This is a genomic window from Nostoc sp. MG11 (genome assembly GCF_014904695.1).
Classification (GTDB): Bacteria; Cyanobacteriota; Cyanobacteriia; order Cyanobacteriales; family Nostocaceae; genus Komarekiella.
Map to the genome: position 1 here is coordinate 1 of NZ_JACXXN010000018.1, position 21,021 is coordinate 21,021.

Annotated in this window: 24 protein-coding genes and 1 pseudogene; 16 read left to right on the forward strand and 9 right to left on the reverse strand. The window is 42.5% G+C overall.

All coding sequences use genetic code 11. The features are described from left to right. Window positions 1–60 precede the first annotated feature (60 nt). The 4 genes from HCR01_RS22345 to HCR01_RS22360 all read left to right on the forward strand — a co-directional run bounded on the left by HCR01_RS22345 (window position 61) and on the right by HCR01_RS22360 (window position 1,842). On the forward strand, window positions 61–477 hold the full coding sequence (locus HCR01_RS22345; protein ID WP_193198312.1) for a tyrosine-type recombinase/integrase: 417 nt from the start codon (window positions 61–63) through the stop codon (window positions 475–477). Window positions 478–491: 14 nt separating this feature from the next. After that, entirely contained in the window at window positions 492–731 is a 240-nt protein-coding gene (locus HCR01_RS22350; RefSeq protein WP_193198313.1) for a hypothetical protein, read from the forward strand. Between the two features lie 8 nt (window positions 732–739). Next, window positions 740–1,132, forward strand: coding sequence for a putative toxin-antitoxin system toxin component, PIN family (locus tag HCR01_RS22355; protein WP_320073158.1), 393 nt, complete (start codon window positions 740–742; stop codon window positions 1,130–1,132). Between the two features lie 518 nt (window positions 1,133–1,650). Then, window positions 1,651–1,842, forward strand: coding sequence for a hypothetical protein (locus HCR01_RS22360; RefSeq protein ID WP_193198314.1), 192 nt, complete (start codon window positions 1,651–1,653; stop codon window positions 1,840–1,842). Here the strand turns inward: HCR01_RS22360 and HCR01_RS22365 are convergent. Further along, window positions 1,839–2,144, reverse strand: a complete 306-nt coding sequence (locus HCR01_RS22365) for a hypothetical protein (protein WP_193198315.1) — start codon at window positions 2,142–2,144, stop codon at window positions 1,839–1,841. The two genes, HCR01_RS22360 and HCR01_RS22365, sit on opposite strands and share 4 nt — an antisense overlap. Before the next feature lie 162 nt (window positions 2,145–2,306). Here HCR01_RS22365 and HCR01_RS22370 point away from each other — a divergent pair, with 162 nt between their 5' ends. From HCR01_RS22370 to HCR01_RS22385, 4 genes are all read left to right on the forward strand, one after another. Continuing rightward, window positions 2,307–2,927 (forward strand): ParA family protein, encoded by a 621-nt coding sequence (locus HCR01_RS22370; RefSeq protein ID WP_193198316.1) that lies wholly within the window; start codon window positions 2,307–2,309, stop codon window positions 2,925–2,927. Between the two features lie 68 nt (window positions 2,928–2,995). Then, window positions 2,996–3,265 carry a ribbon-helix-helix domain-containing protein gene (locus HCR01_RS22375; RefSeq protein WP_193198317.1) on the forward strand — a complete coding sequence of 90 codons (270 nt, stop codon included), beginning with the start codon at window positions 2,996–2,998 and terminating at the stop codon, window positions 3,263–3,265. Between the two features lie 247 nt (window positions 3,266–3,512). Further along, window positions 3,513–3,737: a hypothetical protein gene (locus HCR01_RS22380; RefSeq protein WP_226889545.1), complete on the forward strand. Its 225-nt coding sequence runs from the start codon at window positions 3,513–3,515 to the stop codon at window positions 3,735–3,737. Window positions 3,738–3,803: 66 nt separating this feature from the next. Continuing rightward, complete coding sequence (locus HCR01_RS22385; RefSeq protein WP_320073156.1) at window positions 3,804–4,595, forward strand: PDDEXK nuclease domain-containing protein; 792 nt, start codon at window positions 3,804–3,806, stop codon at window positions 4,593–4,595. Window positions 4,596–4,739: 144 nt separating this feature from the next. Here HCR01_RS22385 and HCR01_RS22390 read toward each other — a convergent pair. Next, window positions 4,740–4,844, reverse strand: a pseudogene (locus tag HCR01_RS22390) (Uma2 family endonuclease); the annotation flags it as partial. Window positions 4,845–5,001: 157 nt separating this feature from the next. On the opposite strand from HCR01_RS22390, the gene HCR01_RS22395 reads away from it, so the two are divergent. The 4 genes from HCR01_RS22395 (at window position 5,002) to HCR01_RS22410 (ending at window position 9,041) form a co-directional block, all read left to right on the forward strand. After that, window positions 5,002–5,289 carry a glutaredoxin family protein gene (locus HCR01_RS22395; protein ID WP_193198318.1) on the forward strand — a complete coding sequence of 96 codons (288 nt, stop codon included), beginning with the start codon at window positions 5,002–5,004 and terminating at the stop codon, window positions 5,287–5,289. A gap of 53 nt (window positions 5,290–5,342) precedes the next feature. After that, entirely contained in the window at window positions 5,343–6,845 is a 1,503-nt protein-coding gene (locus tag HCR01_RS22400) for a UDP-N-acetylmuramoyl-L-alanyl-D-glutamate--2,6-diaminopimelate ligase (RefSeq protein WP_193198319.1), read from the forward strand. Between the two features lie 169 nt (window positions 6,846–7,014). Further along, entirely contained in the window at window positions 7,015–7,416 is a 402-nt protein-coding gene (locus tag HCR01_RS22405) for a hypothetical protein (protein WP_193198320.1), read from the forward strand. Window positions 7,417–7,595: 179 nt separating this feature from the next. Continuing rightward, complete coding sequence (locus tag HCR01_RS22410) at window positions 7,596–9,041, forward strand: DICT sensory domain-containing protein (RefSeq protein ID WP_193198321.1); 1,446 nt, start codon at window positions 7,596–7,598, stop codon at window positions 9,039–9,041. 16 nt (window positions 9,042–9,057) lie between these two features. On the opposite strand, the gene HCR01_RS22415 is transcribed toward HCR01_RS22410, so the two are convergent. Both HCR01_RS22415 and HCR01_RS22420 read right to left on the reverse strand, forming a co-directional pair. Next, the gene (locus HCR01_RS22415) at window positions 9,058–9,555 is read right to left on the reverse strand and encodes an NUDIX hydrolase (RefSeq protein WP_193198322.1); all 498 of its coding nucleotides are present in this window, start codon (window positions 9,553–9,555) and stop codon (window positions 9,058–9,060) included. A gap of 386 nt (window positions 9,556–9,941) precedes the next feature. After that, on the reverse strand, window positions 9,942–10,904 hold the full coding sequence (locus HCR01_RS22420; RefSeq protein WP_193198323.1) for an RsmB/NOP family class I SAM-dependent RNA methyltransferase: 963 nt from the start codon (window positions 10,902–10,904) through the stop codon (window positions 9,942–9,944). 152 nt (window positions 10,905–11,056) lie between these two features. On the opposite strand from HCR01_RS22420, the gene HCR01_RS22425 reads away from it, so the two are divergent. Together HCR01_RS22425 and HCR01_RS22430 are read left to right on the forward strand one after the other, a co-directional pair. Beyond that, window positions 11,057–12,466 carry a DUF2157 domain-containing protein gene (locus tag HCR01_RS22425; protein ID WP_193198324.1) on the forward strand — a complete coding sequence of 470 codons (1,410 nt, stop codon included), beginning with the start codon at window positions 11,057–11,059 and terminating at the stop codon, window positions 12,464–12,466. A gap of 194 nt (window positions 12,467–12,660) precedes the next feature. Further along, window positions 12,661–13,374 (forward strand): GDYXXLXY domain-containing protein, encoded by a 714-nt coding sequence (locus tag HCR01_RS22430; protein WP_193198325.1) that lies wholly within the window; start codon window positions 12,661–12,663, stop codon window positions 13,372–13,374. On the opposite strand, the gene HCR01_RS22435 is transcribed toward HCR01_RS22430, so the two are convergent. After that, entirely contained in the window at window positions 13,371–13,610 is a 240-nt protein-coding gene (locus HCR01_RS22435) for a hypothetical protein (protein ID WP_191755900.1), read from the reverse strand. The two genes, HCR01_RS22430 and HCR01_RS22435, sit on opposite strands and share 4 nt — an antisense overlap. Window positions 13,611–13,819: 209 nt before the next feature. On the opposite strand from HCR01_RS22435, the gene HCR01_RS38960 reads away from it, so the two are divergent. Next, window positions 13,820–14,161, forward strand: coding sequence for a hypothetical protein (locus HCR01_RS38960; protein ID WP_226889546.1), 342 nt, complete (start codon window positions 13,820–13,822; stop codon window positions 14,159–14,161). A 5-nt stretch (window positions 14,162–14,166) separates the two neighbouring features. Continuing rightward, window positions 14,167–14,571: an SDR family NAD(P)-dependent oxidoreductase gene (locus HCR01_RS38965; protein WP_226889547.1), complete on the forward strand. Its 405-nt coding sequence runs from the start codon at window positions 14,167–14,169 to the stop codon at window positions 14,569–14,571. Window positions 14,572–14,579: 8 nt separating this feature from the next. Here the strand turns inward: HCR01_RS38965 and HCR01_RS22445 are convergent, their stop codons facing one another. The 4 genes from HCR01_RS22445 to HCR01_RS22460 all read right to left on the reverse strand — a co-directional run bounded on the left by HCR01_RS22445 (window position 14,580) and on the right by HCR01_RS22460 (window position 20,855). Next, window positions 14,580–15,374, reverse strand: a complete 795-nt coding sequence (locus HCR01_RS22445) for a Uma2 family endonuclease (RefSeq protein WP_193198326.1) — start codon at window positions 15,372–15,374, stop codon at window positions 14,580–14,582. Window positions 15,375–15,749: 375 nt separating this feature from the next. Next, window positions 15,750–17,585, reverse strand: coding sequence for a signal peptide peptidase SppA (gene sppA, locus HCR01_RS22450; protein WP_193198327.1), 1,836 nt, complete (start codon window positions 17,583–17,585; stop codon window positions 15,750–15,752). Between the two features lie 238 nt (window positions 17,586–17,823). After that, window positions 17,824–18,873 carry a type 2 isopentenyl-diphosphate Delta-isomerase gene (fni, locus tag HCR01_RS22455; RefSeq protein ID WP_193198328.1) on the reverse strand — a complete coding sequence of 350 codons (1,050 nt, stop codon included), beginning with the start codon at window positions 18,871–18,873 and terminating at the stop codon, window positions 17,824–17,826. A 71-nt stretch (window positions 18,874–18,944) separates the two neighbouring features. After that, on the reverse strand, window positions 18,945–20,855 hold the full coding sequence (locus HCR01_RS22460; protein ID WP_193198329.1) for a GTPase family protein: 1,911 nt from the start codon (window positions 20,853–20,855) through the stop codon (window positions 18,945–18,947). Window positions 20,856–21,021 lie beyond the last annotated feature (166 nt).

Sequence of the window (21,021 nt, forward strand, 5' to 3'; positions counted from 1 at the left end):
AAACTGCTCAGAAGGTTCTCAATCGTTTCATTGCTGAACTAATCGGTTCAGTTTAGCTGTTTGGGGAATTCGCCAACGGTATCCGTATCTCGGCGGCTACCCTACAACACTAAGGTGGGGCAGGATACCAGAGAAATTCAGGTACATCCCAAATTGAAGGAATTTTTAGAGTCTTATAGCATTGAGCTAAAAGGGAGAAATCCCCACTTGTTCCCCGGTCGTCACGGGTTGGGGCATATTCATAAGGCTAGCGCTGACCGAATATTACGTGAGGCGCTGCGGCGGGTAGATTTGTACGAGAAGGGAATATCTTCCCACAGCTTCCGGCGAACGGCGTTAACGTGGATAAGTGATGCCGGGGTTCCCTTGCGGCACATTCAATCTATCAGTGGTCATCGTTCACTTGCAGCCCTGGAGCGATATTTGGGTGTGACAGAGCAGCAGAAAGAAAATGCTATTTCCACTTTAGTTTTTTAAGTCAGTAAGGAATTATGAACGTTTACAAAAAATACATCACCATTACAGATCCAAAGCAAGTAATATTATTTGATTTACCTTTTCAAGCAGGACAGCGAGTAGAAATAATTATCTTAGCTGAGGAGAACCCCAGAGCATCTATTAGTAAAAAGCTGATAGATTTATTTGATAAAACACAGTCAATACCAGGAGTACAAGATATTAGCAAAGCCGAAATAGCAGCAGAGATTGAAGCTTACCGACGCGGAGAATAAAAGTTGTTATTGACACGAATGTTTTAGTTTCTGCTGTCCTTAAGGGTAGAGTACCAAGAGCAGTTATTCAGTTTATTTTTGATAATCCCGACTGGGAATGGATTGTTTCATTGGAAATTGTAGCGGAATATAAAGAGGTATTAAGTCGCCCTAAGTTTAAGTTGACAGATGAAGTGAGAGCATCATGGTTTGAAATTATTGATACATTTGCGACGCTAATTGATGTCAATGTGTCAATTGATTTTCCAATAGACACAAAAGATGCAAAGTTTTTAGCTTGTGCTATAGCAGCCGAAGCAGATTTTTTGATTACGGGGAATTCTGATTTTAATCAGGCGCAAACTTTGGTAAATACAACGATTATTTCTGTGTCTTTATTTAACAGGTTAGTTTGCAATTAAATGTGAGTCGCCCTGAAGTCGGTAAATGATAGTATGACGACATCGCAGCGAAAGCACCGAGTATAAGGCATTCAGCCACCGAGCGCGCCCAAATCGCGATCGCTCTCGTTGGCGGAAAAGGAGATTATCACGACATGGATACACCAGATTCTATACGGCAAGAATTAAGCCAGTGAAATACACTCAAAATTTATAATAAACAAATTTAAATTCCATTAATTTATGTTTAAATTCAAATAAACTAATCGACAGTAAAATTTATTATTTAAATATTTGTTGAAATTTAAATAATAAACCTATGTCTAACGACGGCAGAGAAACAACTTTTTGATTTAAAGATTTACTAATTGATTTTAATAAAATTGGAGAATATTACAATTTATATAATGACGGATTGGCTATTCAGCTAAAGGAACTTAAGTTATTGTCCGAAAACCCAACAGAAGCAAATAAAGTTGATGATCAAGAAAAAATTTATTTTTATAAAAAATGGTCATTCAAAGGCTTCAGAGGCAGTGTTGACCCAGCCCATTTTTATTAGCTGGACGGGTATACACGTTCCAAAACTCGATGAGATTCTGCGGTACGATGCAGAGCGTTTCCCCCTGATTCCGCAGCAAGGAAATTGCATTGGTCGCATCGTTGTACATTGGGTGGTTAGGGTCTGCGCTCCGCAGCAGAACATTGGTGTCAAGCAGATAAGCCACTAGAGCCTCTCGTCCTCATACATACTTGACCGGCTGACCGCATAGTCCGAAAGGGGAGGTGCATCATGGCGGTGACTTGCTGCCCATTCCCGGAAAGCTGTTACCCACTCCGATGCTGTTGCAGTTTCATAGAAAGGGCGTTCTGTTGATGGTTGCACCAGCTGCAATAGCATGGTGTTCAAGTGAGGTTTAATCTCCGATGGACTACGGTTGGAAATCTTCGCTAACAAACGGGTAATTGTTTCAATATCCTGACTATGGGCTTGTTCTAAATCACTCACAACAGATTTTGGTTGACTGTTCATAGCTTTAACATCATCTAATTCAAGTTAATCGCTTATTTTTCAGCTTACTGATAAATTCTTGTCCAGGTCGCACGCTTTCAACTTGTCCACAAATAAACTTGTCAACTTGTAAACATTTAAATATATTAACGTGTAAACACTGTTATATGTAATCTTATCTACATGAAAACAATCGCCATAATTTCGAGAAAAGGCGTTGCAGGCAAAACAACCCTGGCAGTGCATCTTGCTGTTGCTGCCACTATTGATGGTTTCTCAACAGCGATTATCGACTTAGACCCACAAGCTTCGGCTACTGGCTGGGGGGACAGTAGAACCTTTGAAGCTCCAACAGTCGTATCAGCACAAGCTGCCCGTCTGCCAAAAGTTTTAGAAGCAGCCGCTAATAATGGAGCAGATATAGTTTTTATTGATACAGCACCGCACTCGGAAACCGCAGCATTGGCAGCTATCCGTGCGGCTGACTTAATTTTGATTCCCTGTCGCCCTGCAATTCTTGATTTAAGAGCAATCAGCGATAGCATTGACCCAGTAAACCTGGCCAAGAAAACTGCAACTGTCGTTCTCAATGCTGTCCCTCCACGCGGTTCCTCAGCAAGTGAGGCCACTCTTGCGATTGCCACCTATGAAGTTGCAGTCGCCCCTATTCAAGTAGGACAACGAGCTGCATTTGTGCATAGCCTGACAGCAGGACAAACAGCTCAGGAATATGAACCTTCGGGTAGGGCTGCTGAAGAAATCCAACAACTTTACAAGTGGATGTGTGAACAAGTAGAAATATAAACATTTAAACTTGTACACAAGTCTACTTGTAATATTAATTGAAAATACACGACATATATTATATAGATATGGCTAAAAAGAATCTTGCAGACGCTCTACAACTTGCATCTGGAAAACCAGCGACCAATGAACGGTCTTCTTTTCAATTGCAGGCTGCTGATAAGCCGGAGTTACCACCAAGCAGACAGGGGAAAAAAGCGATCGCTGGTCATTTTGACCCAGCTGTATCTAAGCAGTTAAAGCAATTGGCGCTGGAACAAGACACCACAGTTCAAGCCTTGCTAGCTGAAGCGTTAAATGACCTATTTGATAAATATGGCAAGAAGCCAATAGCTTGAGCCGGCGATCGCCTTAACTGTGTAGGACTTGCATAAGTATCATCAGACTGTTTACCAAGCATATCTTACTAGCGAATAAAGTTATTTGTTGTAATCTCTTGAGAGAGTAGTTACATAGATTTAACTCTATGCAATGTTCTATTAATGAAATAAATAGTGATGCTATTTCTTGAAAGTAAGAAATAAAAGTAAGAAAAAGTTTACTATTCAAGCTAAAAAGCTTAATTGATAAAGGTTTCAGGAGCCAATGCTGCGTAAGTATCTTGGACGAGAAGTAACTGAAGTTTTAGGAGAATACCCCTTTCCAGTGCTAAAAGCACAGATCAGTCAAAGGGTAGCATTTGCTGAGTGTTTGAACATTGGGAGTACTGTTTTGGAGGCTGCCCCGAAAAGTGCTGCCAGTGATGAAGTACGAGCTGTTGTTGAGGAAATATTAGAAGCAAGAGAGGAAACGAATCATGGCAGAAGTTAAAAAATCACAAAAACTAAGCTTGAGGCCAGGTGTTCAGAAAACGCCTGTAAAAGATGAAGCAGCAGCGTGGGTGGTAAGGGGTTTAGCCGTTCTAATTTGCAGTATATGCGTCTGTTTTATTTGAACTATGAGAATTGCCAAACACTGTCTGGCAAATTGAGTTGGTCGCACTATACGGAGCTTTTAGCTATTTCCGATGATTTGGCGCGGTCATTTTATGAGCAGCAGTGCATCCAAGATCGCTGGAGTGTGCGGGAGTTGAAACGCCAGAAGGATTCGGCTTTGTTTGAGCGGGTGGCGTTGAGTAAGGATGGGGCAGAGATTTTGGCACTGGCTAAGGATGGGCAACGGATCGAGTCGGCGCGGGATGTGGTCAAAGATCCTTATGTGTTCGAGTTTTTGGATTTACCAGACCGCAATTATCGTGAGAGTGAGTTAGAAAATCGTTTAATTGCTCAGTTGGAAAAGTTTCTACTTGAGTTGGGCAAGGGGTTTGCATTTATTGGGCAGCAATACCGAATTACGTTAAACAACACGCATTTTTTTGTGGATTTGGTGTTTTATCATCGCATTCTCAAGTGTTTTGTCTTAATCGATCTGAAGACGCAAGCGGTAAGTCATCAGGATATTGGACAGATGAATATGTATCTAAATTATTTTCGCGCTGAGGAGAATATGGAGGATGATAACGAGCCGATAGGGATTGTGTTGGCGCGAGATAAGGATGAGATTTTGGTTGAGTATGCGACGGGTGGTATTTCTAATCAGCTTTTTGTGTCAAGATATCAACTTTATTTGCCAGATCCGGAGGTTTTAAAGCAGGAGTTAAGGCGGCTTTTGGAGGTAAATGATGGGTGATGTTCCCTGCCCCCTTTGGTGTGATGTCGTCATACTACCATAAGCCGACTTTTAAGCTACTTGGCTCGACTTGATTGCCTGTGAATTCACTCAAATAGAAAATCTGCCGAGATTGCTAGCAACTGACTACGTTTTCTTTTTTGCTTGTATTTTAGGTTTTGCTTCGCCATCAACTAATTCGTAGGTGATATCCCCTTTCGGTAGTGCGAGGAATTCTTGTAATGTGATTTGAGATTTGACTTGAGTCATAACAAGTATGTCTCCTTGGCAATGACTCTATTTTGAGGCAGTTTAACTAAAACCTATGACCAATTTCAAATTACGCGTGGAAGATACAGCTATCGAATTTACGCTTATCATGACTTGTAGAGATGCGATCAATCAATCTCAAAATTAGTTGAAGCAAATGCGATTAATTTTATACAGTAAACCTGGATGTCATTTGTGTGAGGGCTTGCAGGAAAAGTTAGAACAAATTCAAAATCTCAGTTTTGAGTTGGAAATTCGGGATATTACGACTCGTGAAGATTGGTTTGGTGCGTATCAGTATGAAGTGCCGGTACTTTATTTATCGAACCGTAGAGACACCATGTGTGCGGAGGGAGGATTGAGTGAGGAACCTTTGCCGCGTCCTTCTCCACGTGCTAGTGTGCAGCAGTTAGAGCAAATGTTGCGTAAGTATTTATCCAATTAGAAAAAAAATAATGCAGAATAAGCGCAATAGAAATGTGTGACGAGGTTCACAAGATGAAATTGCGGGAATTACTTGCAGCGGTAGACAGTGTTGAGCAATTAACTAGCCATCCTGCTTTGGAGGATGTGGAAGTTAAGGGATTGAAGACGAATTCTCATGCTTGCAGTGTGGGAGATTTGTTTATTGGGATGCCAGGAACGCGGGTAGATGGTGGGGAATTTTGGCCAAGTGCGATCGCATCGGGTGCAGTGGCGGCGATTATCTCTCCCGAAGCTGTTCAGAAAATTCCTCCCACGGCTGAGGCTTTGGTCATCAGTGCTACGGATATGACTAAAGCTTGTGGCCAGATAGCTAGTGCTTTTTACGGTTATCCAGGGCAAAAACTCAAGCTAGTAGGTGTAACTGGTACTAATGGCAAAACTACAACTACTCACTTAATTGAATATCTGCTCACCAAAGCCAATCTATCTACAGCTTTGATGGGAACTCTCTACACTCGCTGGGCTGGTTTTGAGCAGACTGCTGTTCACACTACGCCGTTTGCGGTGGAATTACAACAGCAGTTAGCAGAAGCTATGAATGCTGGTTGTGAGTTTGGGGTGATGGAAGTCAGTTCCCACGCTTTAGCGCAAGGTCGAGTTTTGGGTTGTCAGTTTGAGGTGGGGGTGTTTAGCAATCTCACTCAAGACCACCTAGACTATCACAGCGATATGGAAGATTACTTTGCTGCTAAAGCGCTGTTGTTTAGTCCTGATTATCTTAAGGGACGGGCAATAATTAACGCTGATGACACCTACGGTAAGCGATTAATTGCGTCGTTAAATGCAGATCAGGTTTGGAGTTATAGTGTCAACAACAATAGTGCTAATTTGTGGATGAGTGATTTAAGCTATGAGCCGAATGGTGTTAGCGGGATTTTGCATACACCAAAGGGTAATGTGGCTTTTCGTTCTCCCTTAGTTGGGCAATACAATTTAGAAAATTTATTGGCAGCGGTAGGAGCAGTTTTACACTTAGGGCTAGATTTAGAGTTGCTCGTATCTGTGATACCTGAGTTTCCGGGAGTTCCCGGACGAATGGAACGAGTGCAAATTACTCCTGAGCAAGATATTAGTGTGATTGTAGATTATGCCCATACGCCGGATAGTTTGGAGAATTTACTCAAAGCCGCACGTCCGTTTATACCTGGGAAGATGATTTGTGTGTTTGGCTGTGGAGGCGATCGCGATCGCACTAAACGCCCAAAAATGGGTAAAATCGCCGCTGATTTAGCTGATGTAGCAGTGGTGACATCTGATAATCCCCGCACTGAAGACCCAGAACGGATTTTACAAGATATCTTGGCGGGAATTCCTGAGACAGTAAAGCCAATTGTGAATGGCGATCGCGCTACTGCCATTCGTACCGCTATTTTACAAGCACAACCTGGTGACGGGGTATTACTTGCTGGTAAAGGTCACGAAGACTATCAAATTCTTGGCACAGAAAAAATCCACTTTGACGACCGAGAACACGCGCGTGATGCTTTACAAGAAAGACTGAAAATACAAGGTTAATTGCGCGATCGCACGGGATTGGGCATTAGGAAAACTTCCCCAATCCCCAATCCACAATAAGTAACATCACTGAAGAAAAGCACGTATAATACTTTATTTCGGTGCTTATACCGTGCCGTAAGCTCTTGATTGTGGCTAGAAATGTGAAAATCTTATACTTTCAAAGCGTATGTTTTTTAAAATAGGTGGCAGGCTGGGAGCGATCGCTATTTTGTTAAGTAGTACTGCGGCGAGTCTCCTTCAGAGAGGCTACGCCAACGCCCAAAATGCTGAAAGATATGTCACCGTAGGACACGATAAAGGAGGAAACAGCGTCGCTCTGGATACTAAAACTATTCGTGGTACGACATACAAGCTTTACGGACTTTACGGAGACGGCATATTCGAGACTACATTCTCTGCATCATGCACAGAATCGCGGCTTTTTCTAAATCGTATTGCCATTTATGGAACAGGGGGACAGCTACTTGAAGAGGATAAGGAGAAAGGAGAAATTCCTTTTGTAGCGAGTTCTTCACCAGGTAAAGCAATGCGAATTGTTTGTCAAAAGATTGGGGCGCGTGGCTGGTAGATTCTGATAATTACTGGCAATTATCAAACCAGAAGTAGTGAGTCACATCATGAGATAATTCAGAATTTATGTTTTTTCGGTAGCTTTTTTGTCAAAAATGTACACATAGGGGTGAAAATCGAAGACAGTATTATTTTTTCCTTAATCCTTCTTCGTTTTTCCTTAATTGTACTTAACTCATGAATGTTTCTCTGACTAAGGATCTATCTGTTTATCAGCTGGTTTTGGGAGTGCAATCGCCTCCTAAACCATTGTCCCTCAGTCCTGCTACTCTGCTATCACTGGTGAGAGCGCAAATAGACTTACTCATTGAGCAGCAGATTGTAGCCACTTTATGGGTAAAACTACCACCAGAAAAAATTTGGCAATCAGAATTAGCGCGTTATCAATCCTTGGTGGGTGCGTCTAGCCTCATCTATATTTGTCAGTTCGCGGACAGTGAGATAGGGGAAGCAGGAGAAGACAAGGCAGAACATTCTAATTCATCCCCCTCATCCTCTAATCATGTCCGCGTTCAACTACCAGCAAATAGCCAATTGCGGCGGGAAAACTTTCTGATGGTGTTGTCGCCGCAGTTTTGCAGTTTAGTTTTGGCGCATCGACCACTTAAAAAACGTGAAAATCCCATCTTGGGGAAGGCAAATACTAAAAAAAACCAGCCATTGCTGATTATAACTACTGTTGATGGAAAAATTATTCAGCAAGTATTAGATGGTATTCAACAGGCGACTACGCCGGAATCATTTCCAATGTTGCTTGCTGATTTTATTTGCCCAAGTGCGCCCGAAGCCGCACTCATGAATCAACTTTTGGCAAAACAACTCCAGCGATTAGATGAAATTAATCGTCAAATCATGGCAGAACGTACTGCTAAGTTGCAGCAGCAAAATCAAAACCTACATAGTAAAGAGGAACTCAAGGATGAATACCTGAATAATGTGTGTCAAGAACTACGTACACCCCTGACGCACATGAAAACAGCACTCTCTTTGTTGAATTCTCCTAATCTCAAACCGCCGCAGCGACAACGTTATTTACAAATGCTAAATACCCAGTGCGATCGCCAAAATTCTTTGATTACTGGTTTATTGGATTTGGTGCAACTAGAGCGTAATTTGGAGGAGACAACTTTAGAGTCGGTACGTCTCTCAGATATTGTACCTGGGGTAGTCAGTACCTATCAGCCTGTAGCGCAAGAAAAAGGCATCATGCTAGCCTACACAGTACCTACTGAGCTGCCTGCTGTTCGGTGTGTAAGTGGTGGGCTGAGGCAGATTGTGATCAATCTGCTACACAACAGTATTAAGTTTACGCCCAATGGTGGTCGAGTATGGGTGCGTACCCGTGTTCATGGCAATTATGTTCAATTGGAATTCCGCGATACAGGTATTGGTATTGCCGAAAGTGAAATTCCCAAAATTTTTGACCGTTTCTATCGAGTCCGTGTAGGAGCAACTGAAGATTATGGTGGTGCGGGGTTGGGGTTAACGATTGTACAGCAGTTGCTATTACGCTGTGGTGGCTCTATTTCTGTGAAAAGTAAGCTATATGAAGGTTCTAGCTTCATAATACAACTGGCGAGTGTTGGTGACATCCCAAAAGCGATCGCTACCGAACATGAGTGATATATCTAGCTCATTTTTAAGGCATTTCCTCAGATTCGGGGCATTGGGTGTAAACATCAATAGAAAAATTCATCTGATCAGCATCAAGATGCACAAAAATTAATTTACTTTGGAAAAAGCTTTTAAGGATTCGTTTGAGTGAACTAAACTTAAGTCGTCTGATGGCTTTATTCACATCTAGCCACTGCCGTTTTCTTTGATTTGCTTCTGGATAATCTTCACTCACAGTTTCGACTGGTAACAAATACATCTTGACCTGATAAATCCTGCCTCGTTTGCGGTACTTATAAGTACCCAGTTCATTCGCATCTACTTGTCCAATAACTCCAGCTTCTTCCCACGCCTCTTTAGCTGCTGAATCAGGTGGACTCATTCCATTATGAATATCTCCTTTCGGAATTACCCAGTGTTGATAGTTCCGAGTTGAAATTAGTAAAATTTCGATTTTGCCATTTTTAACTCTGTAAGGAATTACCCCAGACTGTTTAAACACTTTGCTGACTTTTCGGCTCATATAAATTAGAAAGTGTACAACTTAGTTTTTTGTACAATTTTTATTTAAAAAAGGCAAGATCTGATACCAAATATTGTTTGGTTAATATCAGGTTATAAAACAGATAATTTTGATCGCCGGAATTATTTTAAAGCATAGGATTTTATATAAATTTTATTTAAGGGATTTTAAACTACAGATAAAGATGAGATGACATGGTTAATTCTTAGGTGTGTATTTGTAAAAAATTTGAACATTAGCTTTTAACATTCAGAACTTTCAAGCTTTTGACAATCATAAAATTGACAGAGTATAAAAGGGGTCTTCCTTTAGGAGGATTAACAAACACGGTACTTTTTTAAACACAATATTTACGGTATGAGCTTGGATATTTGCTATGGGTGCAATTAACTAAATTTCTTGAGATTTTGATAGATATATTGAGAAGAAATTGCATTAAAATCTACTTTTTTAGTCTCATTATTAGTATTTTGAAATAGTACTGTAAATGCACCAGCACCTAACCTATCTTGAGGAAACATCCGATAACAAGGCATTGTAGTTAAATGCGACTGATATTTTAATAAATTGCTTACTTGCACTGCCTGAAAGTGAGGAAATCTTTCTAAAAACCATTCACAAACCTGCTCATTTTCCTCGGTAGAGTATGTGCAAGTCATATAAGCAAGATAGCCTTTTGGTGAGACAATTTTAGCAGAGTTAGCTATAATCCGTTTCTGCCTATTTGCACTTTTATTAATCGCTGTTGGATGAAAGCACCCAGGAGCTTTTTCACCTTTAGCAAGTAAAGATTGTCCAGTACAAGGAGCATCTACTATTACTAAATTACTAGAAAGTGGGATTAATTCTGCAAATATACTCGAATCTCTATTAACTACTGCACTAGGACTAATATGACAACGCTTCAAATTAGAAATTAGCATTCCTAAACGTTTACCAATTACTTCATTACTGATGATTAATTCTGGTTGTAAAGCCTTCCAGGCAAAGATACTTTTCCCTCCTGGTGCAGCACACATATCAAAAATTAAACGCACTGACTGAGGAACTGTTAACAAAGTAGCGGCAGCAAATACAGAAGAAAAATCCAAACAGTAGAAATATCCTTTTTCATGTAGTGGATGCTGACCAGGTTTTTCTCCTAGATAAAGACGGTCTATAAAATCTGGCTGCCAATGCATTGGTGTTTCCACTGAAAAAGAGGTAAATTCTGGCTTTTCCTGACACCAAAGAATACTTGGTTGAAAAGGCTGAGGATTCATTAAAGCCTCAATAAATCTTTCTTGTTGATCTGGATTTGTAAACAAACGTCGTGTGAGTTTAAGTAATAAATTAGAAGGTTTTTCCATGTGGATATATAAATAATTGTGTTGTCTTGGAATGCTAAATAAAACTGTTACACAAGAACAATGTAATTAAGGTACTTGGCTCCATACTGAAAATACAATGACCGCCTTTCAGATCGCAATTGCCAAATTACCCCACTGCACCGGAGTAGGTCATGATCTTAGATAATTTTCCGCAAAAACTACGCAAAGAGGCACAACTGTGGAGGGATGAAGGACTAATTAGTTCTTCGTTGTATGAGCAAATAGCAGAACGTTATCAATTTAAAAACCTGGAAGCTGCTGCACGCGATCGCTTCGTTGCGATCGTGGTTGCTATAGGCAGCATACTTTTATGCTTAGGCATAATTACCTTTGTTGGAGCAAACTGGCAAGCAGGATCACGAGAAGTCAAGTTTATTTTATTAATGAGCTTGTTTTTCACAATTACGATCACTGGTTTTTACACTTGGAGACAACCGGAAGGAAAAAAACCAGAACAAAGTAAACGCATACTGGGAGAAGGATTGCTAATTTTAGGCGCTTTCATTTTAGGCGCAAATTTCGCCTTGATGGCCCAGATGTTCAATATTAGCGGTACAACTTCCCAACTTTTTCTGGCTTGGGGATTGGGTGTTTTAGTCATGGCTTACAGTCTGTCCATAAATTCCTTGGGAATTCTGGCAATTATCTTAGTGCAAATCGGGTACTGGACGGGACTGGAAGACTTGCTATACTCTTCAGGTGAATCGACTTGGGCGCGGCTAGTGGTGCAGCATATGCCTCTGCTGTCATGGCTGCTATTTGTACCATTAGCATATTTTTGTCGATCGCGTTGGATTTTTGGTCTAGCAGCATTCTGCTTTGTTAGTTCCTTACAAGCTAACCTCAATCCGCTGCCGCTGCTGAATTATGCTGATGTAGCGCCTTGGGTGGCATCTTTTGCTTTTGCACTCCCACCTGCATTATTCTGGAGTTATGACGACTTGCTATTCCCCAGCATAAATTACAGGTTGTTTCAAACTCTTGCCCGTAATTTAGCGTTGGTGGCTTTTGGGGCTGTCTTTTATGTTCTGTCTTTTCGTTGGAATTGGGAATCTCCTGATTATACTTATAATCAGCCAACGACTTTGACAAACTTATTCGAGTCTCTGCCGATAATTGATTTGGGGATTCTCAGCGGCTTGGCTGTATTTCAATGGTTGTTTCTGATGCGTCAACGAAATAACCCTCCTCGCCGCGAAGTGATTTTCACGACTGCTGTCATTAGTACCTTTATTGCCTTCATTGTTGTAGTACCTTTTTGGCATCAAACTATCAGCCGGATTGATGAACTTGGCATTTTTATTTTCAATGTACTTCTAGCAACATTAGCCTGGGGACTAATTCAAGAAGGGTTGAAATTAAACAACAGAAACTCCTTTTGGGGCGGTATGCTATTGTTAACGCTGCAAGTTATCAGTCGAATGCTGGAGTACGATACTGACTTACTCTTTAAGTCCCTCGTCTTTGTCCTATGCGGTTCTGCTTTAATTAGCGCTGGACTTTGGTTTGAACGCCGCAAACCTGCTGCAAATAAGAAGTAATGCTTGAAAAGTGCTGAGTCAAGAGTCAAGAGTCAAGAGTCAGTATTTTTCCCCCTTGTACTCCTCTGCTCCCCCTGCTCCCCTGCCTCCCCTGCTTCCCCTGCCCTCTACTCCTAATTTAGAGTTTCTCTGCGTTAGTCCTAATCTTGTTACTTTTAACCTCCTCAATACTCCTTCTTTTTAGGACTACGCTCATGAAAAGTAGCGCTTCTGAATCTAAAAACAAATCGTTGTCTCCTGAAGCAGAATTCTCCGAAAAATTAACTTTTCGGGATTACCTAATTGCATCTGAACAAAAATCGAATAAGCCTTTACCTATTTGGCGGTTAATAGCTCCCTTGCTCATCCAAACAGGGTTAATTATGGCAGTACCAGCCCAAGCGCTGTACACAGACATGACGGGCAAGACAGTAATTTTGCAAACTGCGCCTGTAAATCCTAACAATGTACAGCAAGGTAATTCTCTAGCACTAGATTACAACATATCCCGTACTGCCAATTTGAGAAGACTGCCTGGCTGGGAAACATTGGTTAGCAAAGGTCGTGGAAGTGGCAGACGATTGCCCGATGGAACTACTATATATGTGATTTTGCAAGAGCAAATATCCTCTGGTAGTGGTGTTCCTAGAGCTTGGAGGCCAGTACGAGTGACTGGCGATCGCCCCACTTCCTTAAGAGCTAATCAGGCAGCCTTAAAAGGTGTGTACGAGGATGGCTTTGTTAACTACGGTTTAGAAACATATTACATCCCAGAAAACCAACGGCAGCAGATTAACAACGATATCCGACAAGCCCGACGGAATCGAAGAGGACAGCAGCCACCCATAGTTGTGAAAGCTAAAGTCGATCCCCAAGGTAACGCAGTGCCTATCAGTATGTGGGTACGCGATCGCAACTATCGCTTTTAATCTTCATGCCGTAGACGCCATACTGCACCGCAAGCAGCGCCAGCCCCGGCTAATAATCCGGTACTCATTCCTTGTAGAGTCTTTTGAATTGGGTCTTGGGTCAGGCACTCACTCGTAACCTTACTGTCTTGCAAGCAAAGACTGCTTTGTGCCCAACTGGCAGTACCTCCTAAAATTACACCAGTCACACTACAAGAAACAACAAGCAGCAAAAAGCGTCGGGTTTTTCTATCCATAGATGGATGTGTCAAGTATAAGAGTAGTAGTCAACTCTCAACTACTTTACACATCCTTGCTGCTAATGTCAGCTGGTTTCCAAGAGACTAATGTCTATACGTAAGTTCTACTTAACCTGAGTTCTGGTTAAGCCGACTAAAGCAAAGCCGATTCTAAAAAGCAATCGTAAGCGTTTTTACTATTAATTTTAGAGCATAAACTTGACGGCATGGCGATCGCATCTCATTTGCAATCTATCTCTGCACCGGATGAACGCGCTTTACTACTTTACCCATCAGGATTAGACTTTGTTGTTAGCTTTTTCGCCGCCGGAATTATCGCTGTTCCTGCTTATCCGCCTAAACGCAATCAAAAACTATCCAGATTGCAGGCAATTGTTCGGGATGCCCAAGCTAGTTTATTATTAACCACCGCAGATATTTTTTCCCTCATCGAAAAACAGGCATACTCCGAACAGCAAATATTAGCCATTTCCGCAGATGTATCTCAATGGGAACAAGTAGAAAAAGCGATCGCAAAAGCCATCACTGATCTTCAGGAGCAGGATTAATTGGATTGTATGGATATACACCATATAGTTCTAGTAAATTTGCGGTGCGGAGATTAGCTGAATCTTTGCGGGGTGAACTCAAAACCGCAGATATAGACATTTCCATTGTTTACCCACCGGATACTGATACACCCCAATTAGCAACCGAAAATCAAACTAAGCCACCCGAAACCAAACTGATTACACAATCAGCCCAAATCATGAAAGCAGAGAAAGTGGCAATTGAAATTTTACAAGGAATCACCAGCAAAGCTTTTGCAATTACACCAGAACTACAAATGTCTTTACTGATGCGGCTGCATAGTCTTTTTGCTCCCTTAGTGCAATGGTATTTTGATGGTCTTGTCAAAAAATTGCACAAAACTAAAAAACTACAAATTACTAACAAAACCGAATTACCTGTTAACTAAATCAATTTTCATAGATGATCGGGATCAATATTTAATTCTCGCAACTTAGCGGCTAGCCGTTCAGCACGTTGTTTTTCCTGTTCAGCACGTTGTTTTTCCTGTTCAGCACGTTGTTTTTCCTGTTCAGCACGCTGTTTTTCCTGTTCAGCACGCTGTTTTTCTTGTTCAGCACGCTGTTTTTCTTGTTCAGCACGTTGTTTTTCTTGTTCAGCTAATTCTTCTGGTGTCGGCAATAACTGTCCTTGTGCCGTAAAATAGCGTAATTGATTCTCATGCACACCTAAGTATAAATCTAACTGCTGACTCCATAACCAACCTTGAGAGTTTGGTTCTATTGGTTGGTAATTCCCGTCTACTAAATGAAACCCTAAAAATTCTAAATTATGTGGGTCAAACCAAAAATACTCTAGTGTGCGAAATATGTCTTGGTAGATTTGTTTTTTTAAGCTTTTGTCAGTAGCTTTTGTAGAAGGCGAAAGCAACTCAACAATGATATTCGGATACTTACCATCTTCTTGCCAAATCACCCAACTTTTGCGTGGTTTGCGTTCGCATCCTCGCACCACAAAAAAGTCTGGCCCCCGGAATTCTTCTGATTTCAGTTGACGTTGGCTGTAGTAAATTGTCAAATTTCCCGCAGCATAAAAGTCATTGCGGTTTTGCCACCACAATTCTAAGCATTGTAATAACAGAATAATCTGGCGTAGATGTAAATCGCTTTCCAATGGTGGTTCGTGACTTTCTATATCTCCTGGTGGAAATATTATATCTTTTGTCGGTTCTAATTCTTGGGCAACTGACATGACTTGATTGGGGCTAGAGGTGAAATGAGCAGTTGAATGGCTGCGGATAGATGCACAGATATTATTACTATCATAATCTGGCTAATGTATATGTGATCCAGATAAAATAACAGCGATCGTCTCATTTGGGGCTAAAGGTTGTGCAGTTCTTCTCTGAGAAGATGCCCGATTTGGATGGAATGATGAATTGAAACTCTAGCTCGAATCCAGGTTAATTAAATGACTGAATCCAAGCAATAAATCAGAATTAGGCAAACCCGAACTCAGGTTAAATAGCTATAATAAACTCCGTTTACAGAGAGTTGGTTTACTTCATCCTGTAATAAAGACTAGGAAATCAAGAGGCTATTTCCTAGTCTTTAGTGATCGTTGCAACTACTCAATTTTAATGTTGAAAGGCAAACGGGCATAAACTCCCTGTGGATCGTTCATCTTTTGCAGAATCCCAATTTCTTGTTGCAGTTTGTCAAATTCAGCGGTGAGGGGATTGGATTGTTTGAGTTTTGCCTCTTCAAGTCCCAAAGCAGCCTGCACCTCTTGAGTTGCTCGCCCGAAAAAGCGTTCTTCAAAACTGCTAACTCGTGGGTACTCTTGTAATTCCCAATCGTTACCTAGATTCGCCTGCTTAGCAGCGTATTTGATCGCAGCATTTAAGCCGCCAATTTCATCCACCAAACCAATTTCTTTAGCCGCCATACCTGACCAAACTCGTCCTTGAGCAATTTCTGCTACTTTTTGTTCTGGCAGTTTCCGACCTTGAGAAACTTTATTTAAAAACATACTATAAATACGGTTAACACTGCGCTGGTAAAGGGCCAACTCTTGGGGCGATTTTGGGCGAGAAACTGTTTGGCTATCAGCATAGCGGGCGGTTTTCACCGAATCCCAGGTAATACCATTATCGTTCGCCAGCTTTTGACCATTTAACAGCACCCCAAACACACCAATTGAACCTGTAATTGTATTTGGTTCGGCAAAAATCCGATTAGAGTCGCTGGCAATCCAGTAACCACCAGAGGCGGCGACATCACCCATCGATACTACAACTGGTTTTACTTCACGAGTCAACCGGACTTCTCGCTGCATGATTTCAGCGGCGGTAGCACTACCACCAGGGCTATTAATCCGCAGAATTACTGCCTTGACATCATTCTCTTGTCGCAGTTTGTTAAAGATTTTTGCAAAGCGATCGCCTCCTACTTCGCCAGTTTCACCTCTACCATCGACAATTTCACCCTCAGCATAAACAACAGCAATTTTATTTTTCGAGTTGCGTTCTACACCTAACAATTTGCCGGTCACTTGTGCGTAGTCATCCAGATTAATTTGTCGGAATGTTTTGTCTTCCTTTTTACTAGCTGTCAATTGTTTGAGGTCAGCTACTACTTGATCAACGTATGCTACTTGATCTATCAAACCGCTGGTTTTGGCTTCCGTTGCTTCCAGTACTGCCTGATTATCGGCGATCGCTTGCAATTGTTGGGGGTTAATTTTACGACTTGTTCCCACAGCCGTGCGCCACTCTCCCCAAACATCATCTAACAATTTTTGCGTTTGTTCACGGTTTTCTGGACTCAGTTTTGTGAGAATTAACGGTTCTATTGCTCCCTTAAATTTTCCTACCCGCACGACCTGAACGCCAACACCATACTTTTCCAATGCTCCCGTTAAGAAAATCGGTTGGCTACTCAAACCGTTGACTTCCATTAGTCCCACAGGGTTAAGTACGATGGTATTTGCCACCGAACTCACATAATATTCCTGTTCACTCCAGTTGCCACCATAAGCCACAATCTTTTTTCCCGCAGTTCGGAATTTCTCCAAAGCTTGACGGACTTCTTTAAGAGATGCATAGCCGACGCTACTAGCTTCTCTTGTGCGTGTTGCATCTAAATAAATACCAACAATTCGCGGATCGCGCCGGGCTTTCTCCAGAGTTTCCAGAACTTTGCGGAGTGTCATCCTTTTATCTTCTACACCTGATAGTGTGTTCTGAAGTATTTCGTTGGAACTGGGTGCGCCATCGGTGATTTTCATCGATAAGTCAAAAACCAGCACTGACTTATCTTTGACTTCTGGTCCAACATTTTTAGAGGAAGTGGCAGCTACAAGTAACAATAGCAGTCCAGTAGTTCCCAGACCAGAGAAAATAATCAGTCCTAGGAAGCTGCCAACTAAACTAGCAAAAGTTTGTTTAAGAAAATTACGCATTAGTCAAGAGTCAAGAGTCAAGAATCAAGAGTCAAGAGTCAAGAATCATTAGACAAATGACAAACAGAGAAGCCTGAGCGGAGGGAAAAGCCGGAGCGGAGTTTGCTCCGTACCCGTACCGGGAAGCAAGCTACGCGCAGCGTCTCTGAAAGAGACTCTGGACTTTTGAAGACAGATTTCCTCCGCTCAGAACTCCAGGGACAAAAGACAAATGACTAATGACTAAGACCTACTTATCCTATTCTATGCGCTGTAAACTCCCAGAGTGCTTTAACTGATACAAGCTGTTGTTGCCAGTGCAGAATAAAACTGTGGTGATTTCAGCGATTAGTACCTCAGCTAGATCGGAAACGGCTGCTTCTGATACTGCTGCTGCTTTGAGGAAAGGCATTGCCAAACCAGCTATATCTGCTCCTAGGGCGATCGCCACTGCTACATCTAGCCCATGACGTAATCCCCCCGAAGCAATCAAGGGTATATTAGGGGCGATCGCTCGAATACTTGTAATGCACTCTGCCGTCGGCAAACCCCAATCGGCAAACGTCCTTCCCAAGCGGCGTTGCAGAGCATTTTCTGCTCGCTCGCTTTCCACTTTTGCCCAAGAAGTACCACCCGCACCAGCCACATCAATTGCTGTCACCCCGGCGGCAATGAGTTTCTCTGCCATTACCGCTGAGATGCCATTCCCCACTTCTTTAGCAATCACTGGCACTTGTAGTTTATTGCATAAGTTAGAAATTTTGTCCAGTAATCCCCGAAAATTAGTATCGCCTCTGGGTTGAATATATTCTTGCAACGGATTGAGGTGCAAAATCAATGCATCAGCCTCTACGATATCGACAACCCGCAAACATTCATCTAAACCATACTTGTAGTTAAGTTGCACAGCGCCCAAATTCGCAAATAACAGAACATCAGGAGCATACTTGCGGATAGCAAAAGTATCAGCCACTTGGGGTTTTTCTACTGCTACTCGTTGGGAACCGACACCCATTGCAATTTTGTAGTGTTGTGCAACTTGGGCCAAACGTTGGTTAATTATTCCCGCTTGTTCCGTTCCTCCAGTCATGGAAGAAATTAACAGGGGTGCGCCAAGGTGTTTTCCTAGAAAAGTCGTACTGGTATCAATATCGTTGTGGTTTAATTCGGGCAAGCAAGAATGGGTAAAACGATAGCGTTCCAGTCCATTGGTGATTTCATGGCACTGAACATCTTCTTCTAGACAGATCCGAATATGATCCGCCTTGCGAGTTTGAGTTTGTGCTGAGATGTTGGTAGGTGCGTTCACGGTTAAGTATGACTCAACGTAGTTACAATGACTATTGTTACAGTCTCCGGCACTCACGCCTACACCCTGAGTTAAACCTGTTGGAGATAGTATTTAAACCGCTCTCGAAGTTGTTCAACTGTGAGATTTTGAGTCCAGTACTCTACTAGGGCGTGGCCAAATGCCCAGGCGTTGCGGTCGGGTGAAGAAGGATTTTCCAATAGCAGCGGCCAGAGGGATAGCAACTCAAAGTTGAGCGGGTTAGCATTGCTAGTATTTAAGAGTGAGAAAAGCTCATACGCCATCTGGAGTTTACCAATCACAATAGGCAACTGTTCTACGGGAATTTGCTCAGCCAGCAGATAAGCCAGAGCTGGAGATCCGGTTGACAGCGTAGAAACGAATTGGAGGACAGGACTTTTGAGCAGTGCTGTTAGTCCCTGTGTTGTCGCCATCTGAAAGGTGTAGTGGTCAATGATTTTGGCAGCAGCGACGGTACGGACTTCGAGGTTACGCAAAAAGCGGGTAAGACGGAGTTGCTTGGTTGGTGCGATCGCTTCCACTAGTCCCAAAGATAGGGCTTCTGCTCCCCAAGCGACTCGACCTGTTTGAGTATCACCTGTGACGACGGGCAAAACTAAATTACAGAATTTACCCAGTAGTTTAGCGCGATATTCGGTAGCTTCCCGAATAGCAATTTCTTTTGGACGATTGCCCCATTCCCAATCATAAGGTGGTTGCCACTCTCGGATGGGGCGCAGGCGATCTACTTGAGTAACGATCGCGATTCCAGGTAAATCTGCAACTTCCGCTCTCATGTCTTGGAGAAAGTCTACATCCATTTGCAGGGCAGGATCAAGGGCCGGGGTGACGAGCAGCAGTAAATCTGCATTTGTGGCATAATCAAGCACCAGCTTTCGTAAATCGGTACGGTTTGCTTGTTCATAACCAGGGGTATCCCAAAGCGTTAGTGTTTCCCCGCCTTGTGTCTGCCAGTGGTAATTCTGAATCCGATCAGTACTAGGTAAAACATCAACGGCTGCGAGTTCAGCTTGGAACAGTGTATTAATCAGGCTGCTTTTTCCTGACCCGGTGCGTCCCACCAACAGAATATTGACGGGTTTTTGCTCAACCGCCTCAGTTGGTTCTGCTTGAGTGAGGATGTCTCGGAGTGCTTGGGTTTTTGCCTTGGGTAGAGTTGATGTAGCAACGGATGCTGAAGGCAGTTTACTACGTCCGTAGAGAGCGATCGCCTGCTGACATAAGTTCCGCAAAGCAGCTTCCCGGAGCAATTGGCTTAAATTCACCAACAATTCCTGAGTTGCGCGGTTACTGTAACCTTGGCTGGCTTGTTTTGCCACCGCCGCCGCAGGATTTAAGAGCCACTGGGCCCAGTTCCAAACTCGCCAGAATTTCCGAGCGGATGGCTCCAACTTCCGGTAGACTTCATAAGCTTGGTATGCTTGTCCAACCGTTACCTGATTCAACATAGGGGATAACTTCTGCATCCATTGATCGAGATCATCCACCGTTCCCCGAATTAGCCCATAAGCTTGGGGAACGTAGATATTCAATAGAGGATATTGAACTTCAGGATTGTAGATCCGGGCGATCGCCACAACCAAATCCTGACATCGTGTCCAGAAGGTTTGCCAGTCTTCCCAAATTGGGCGATCGCTTTGTGCAGCTTTCACAATCTCTTGTAGGGCGACTTCTGCTTGCTTTGTCACGTCGCTTCCTGCTGTTGGCATAACTCTATCTTCCGCTGTTGATTCCAGTTCTTCGCGGACTTCAGCCAATACAGATTCCACTTGATTAACCGCGGGTTGAGTCCATTTCACCAGTAACCAACGCCAACCCACAAATACAAGCGTGAACACACCCCAGATCCAACTAATACCCCATGCATGGATTTGTGATCCTGCCGATATTAATAAGAAAGTGATGATGAAAGCGATCGGGATTGCTAAGACTACCCATTGCCACGGTTTTAATCGCACCATTGCCCCATACCTGCCTTGGTTAGACTACTTATACTCCTATTGTCGATCTAATACTCTTGTCATGATCTTTGGATTATTGCGTGTATTAGAGCGTAATAATTTGCTGGTGAAAGCTTCTACTGGCTGCTAGTTAATATGACAAGTTGTGGTAAAAGTGGAGGTTTGC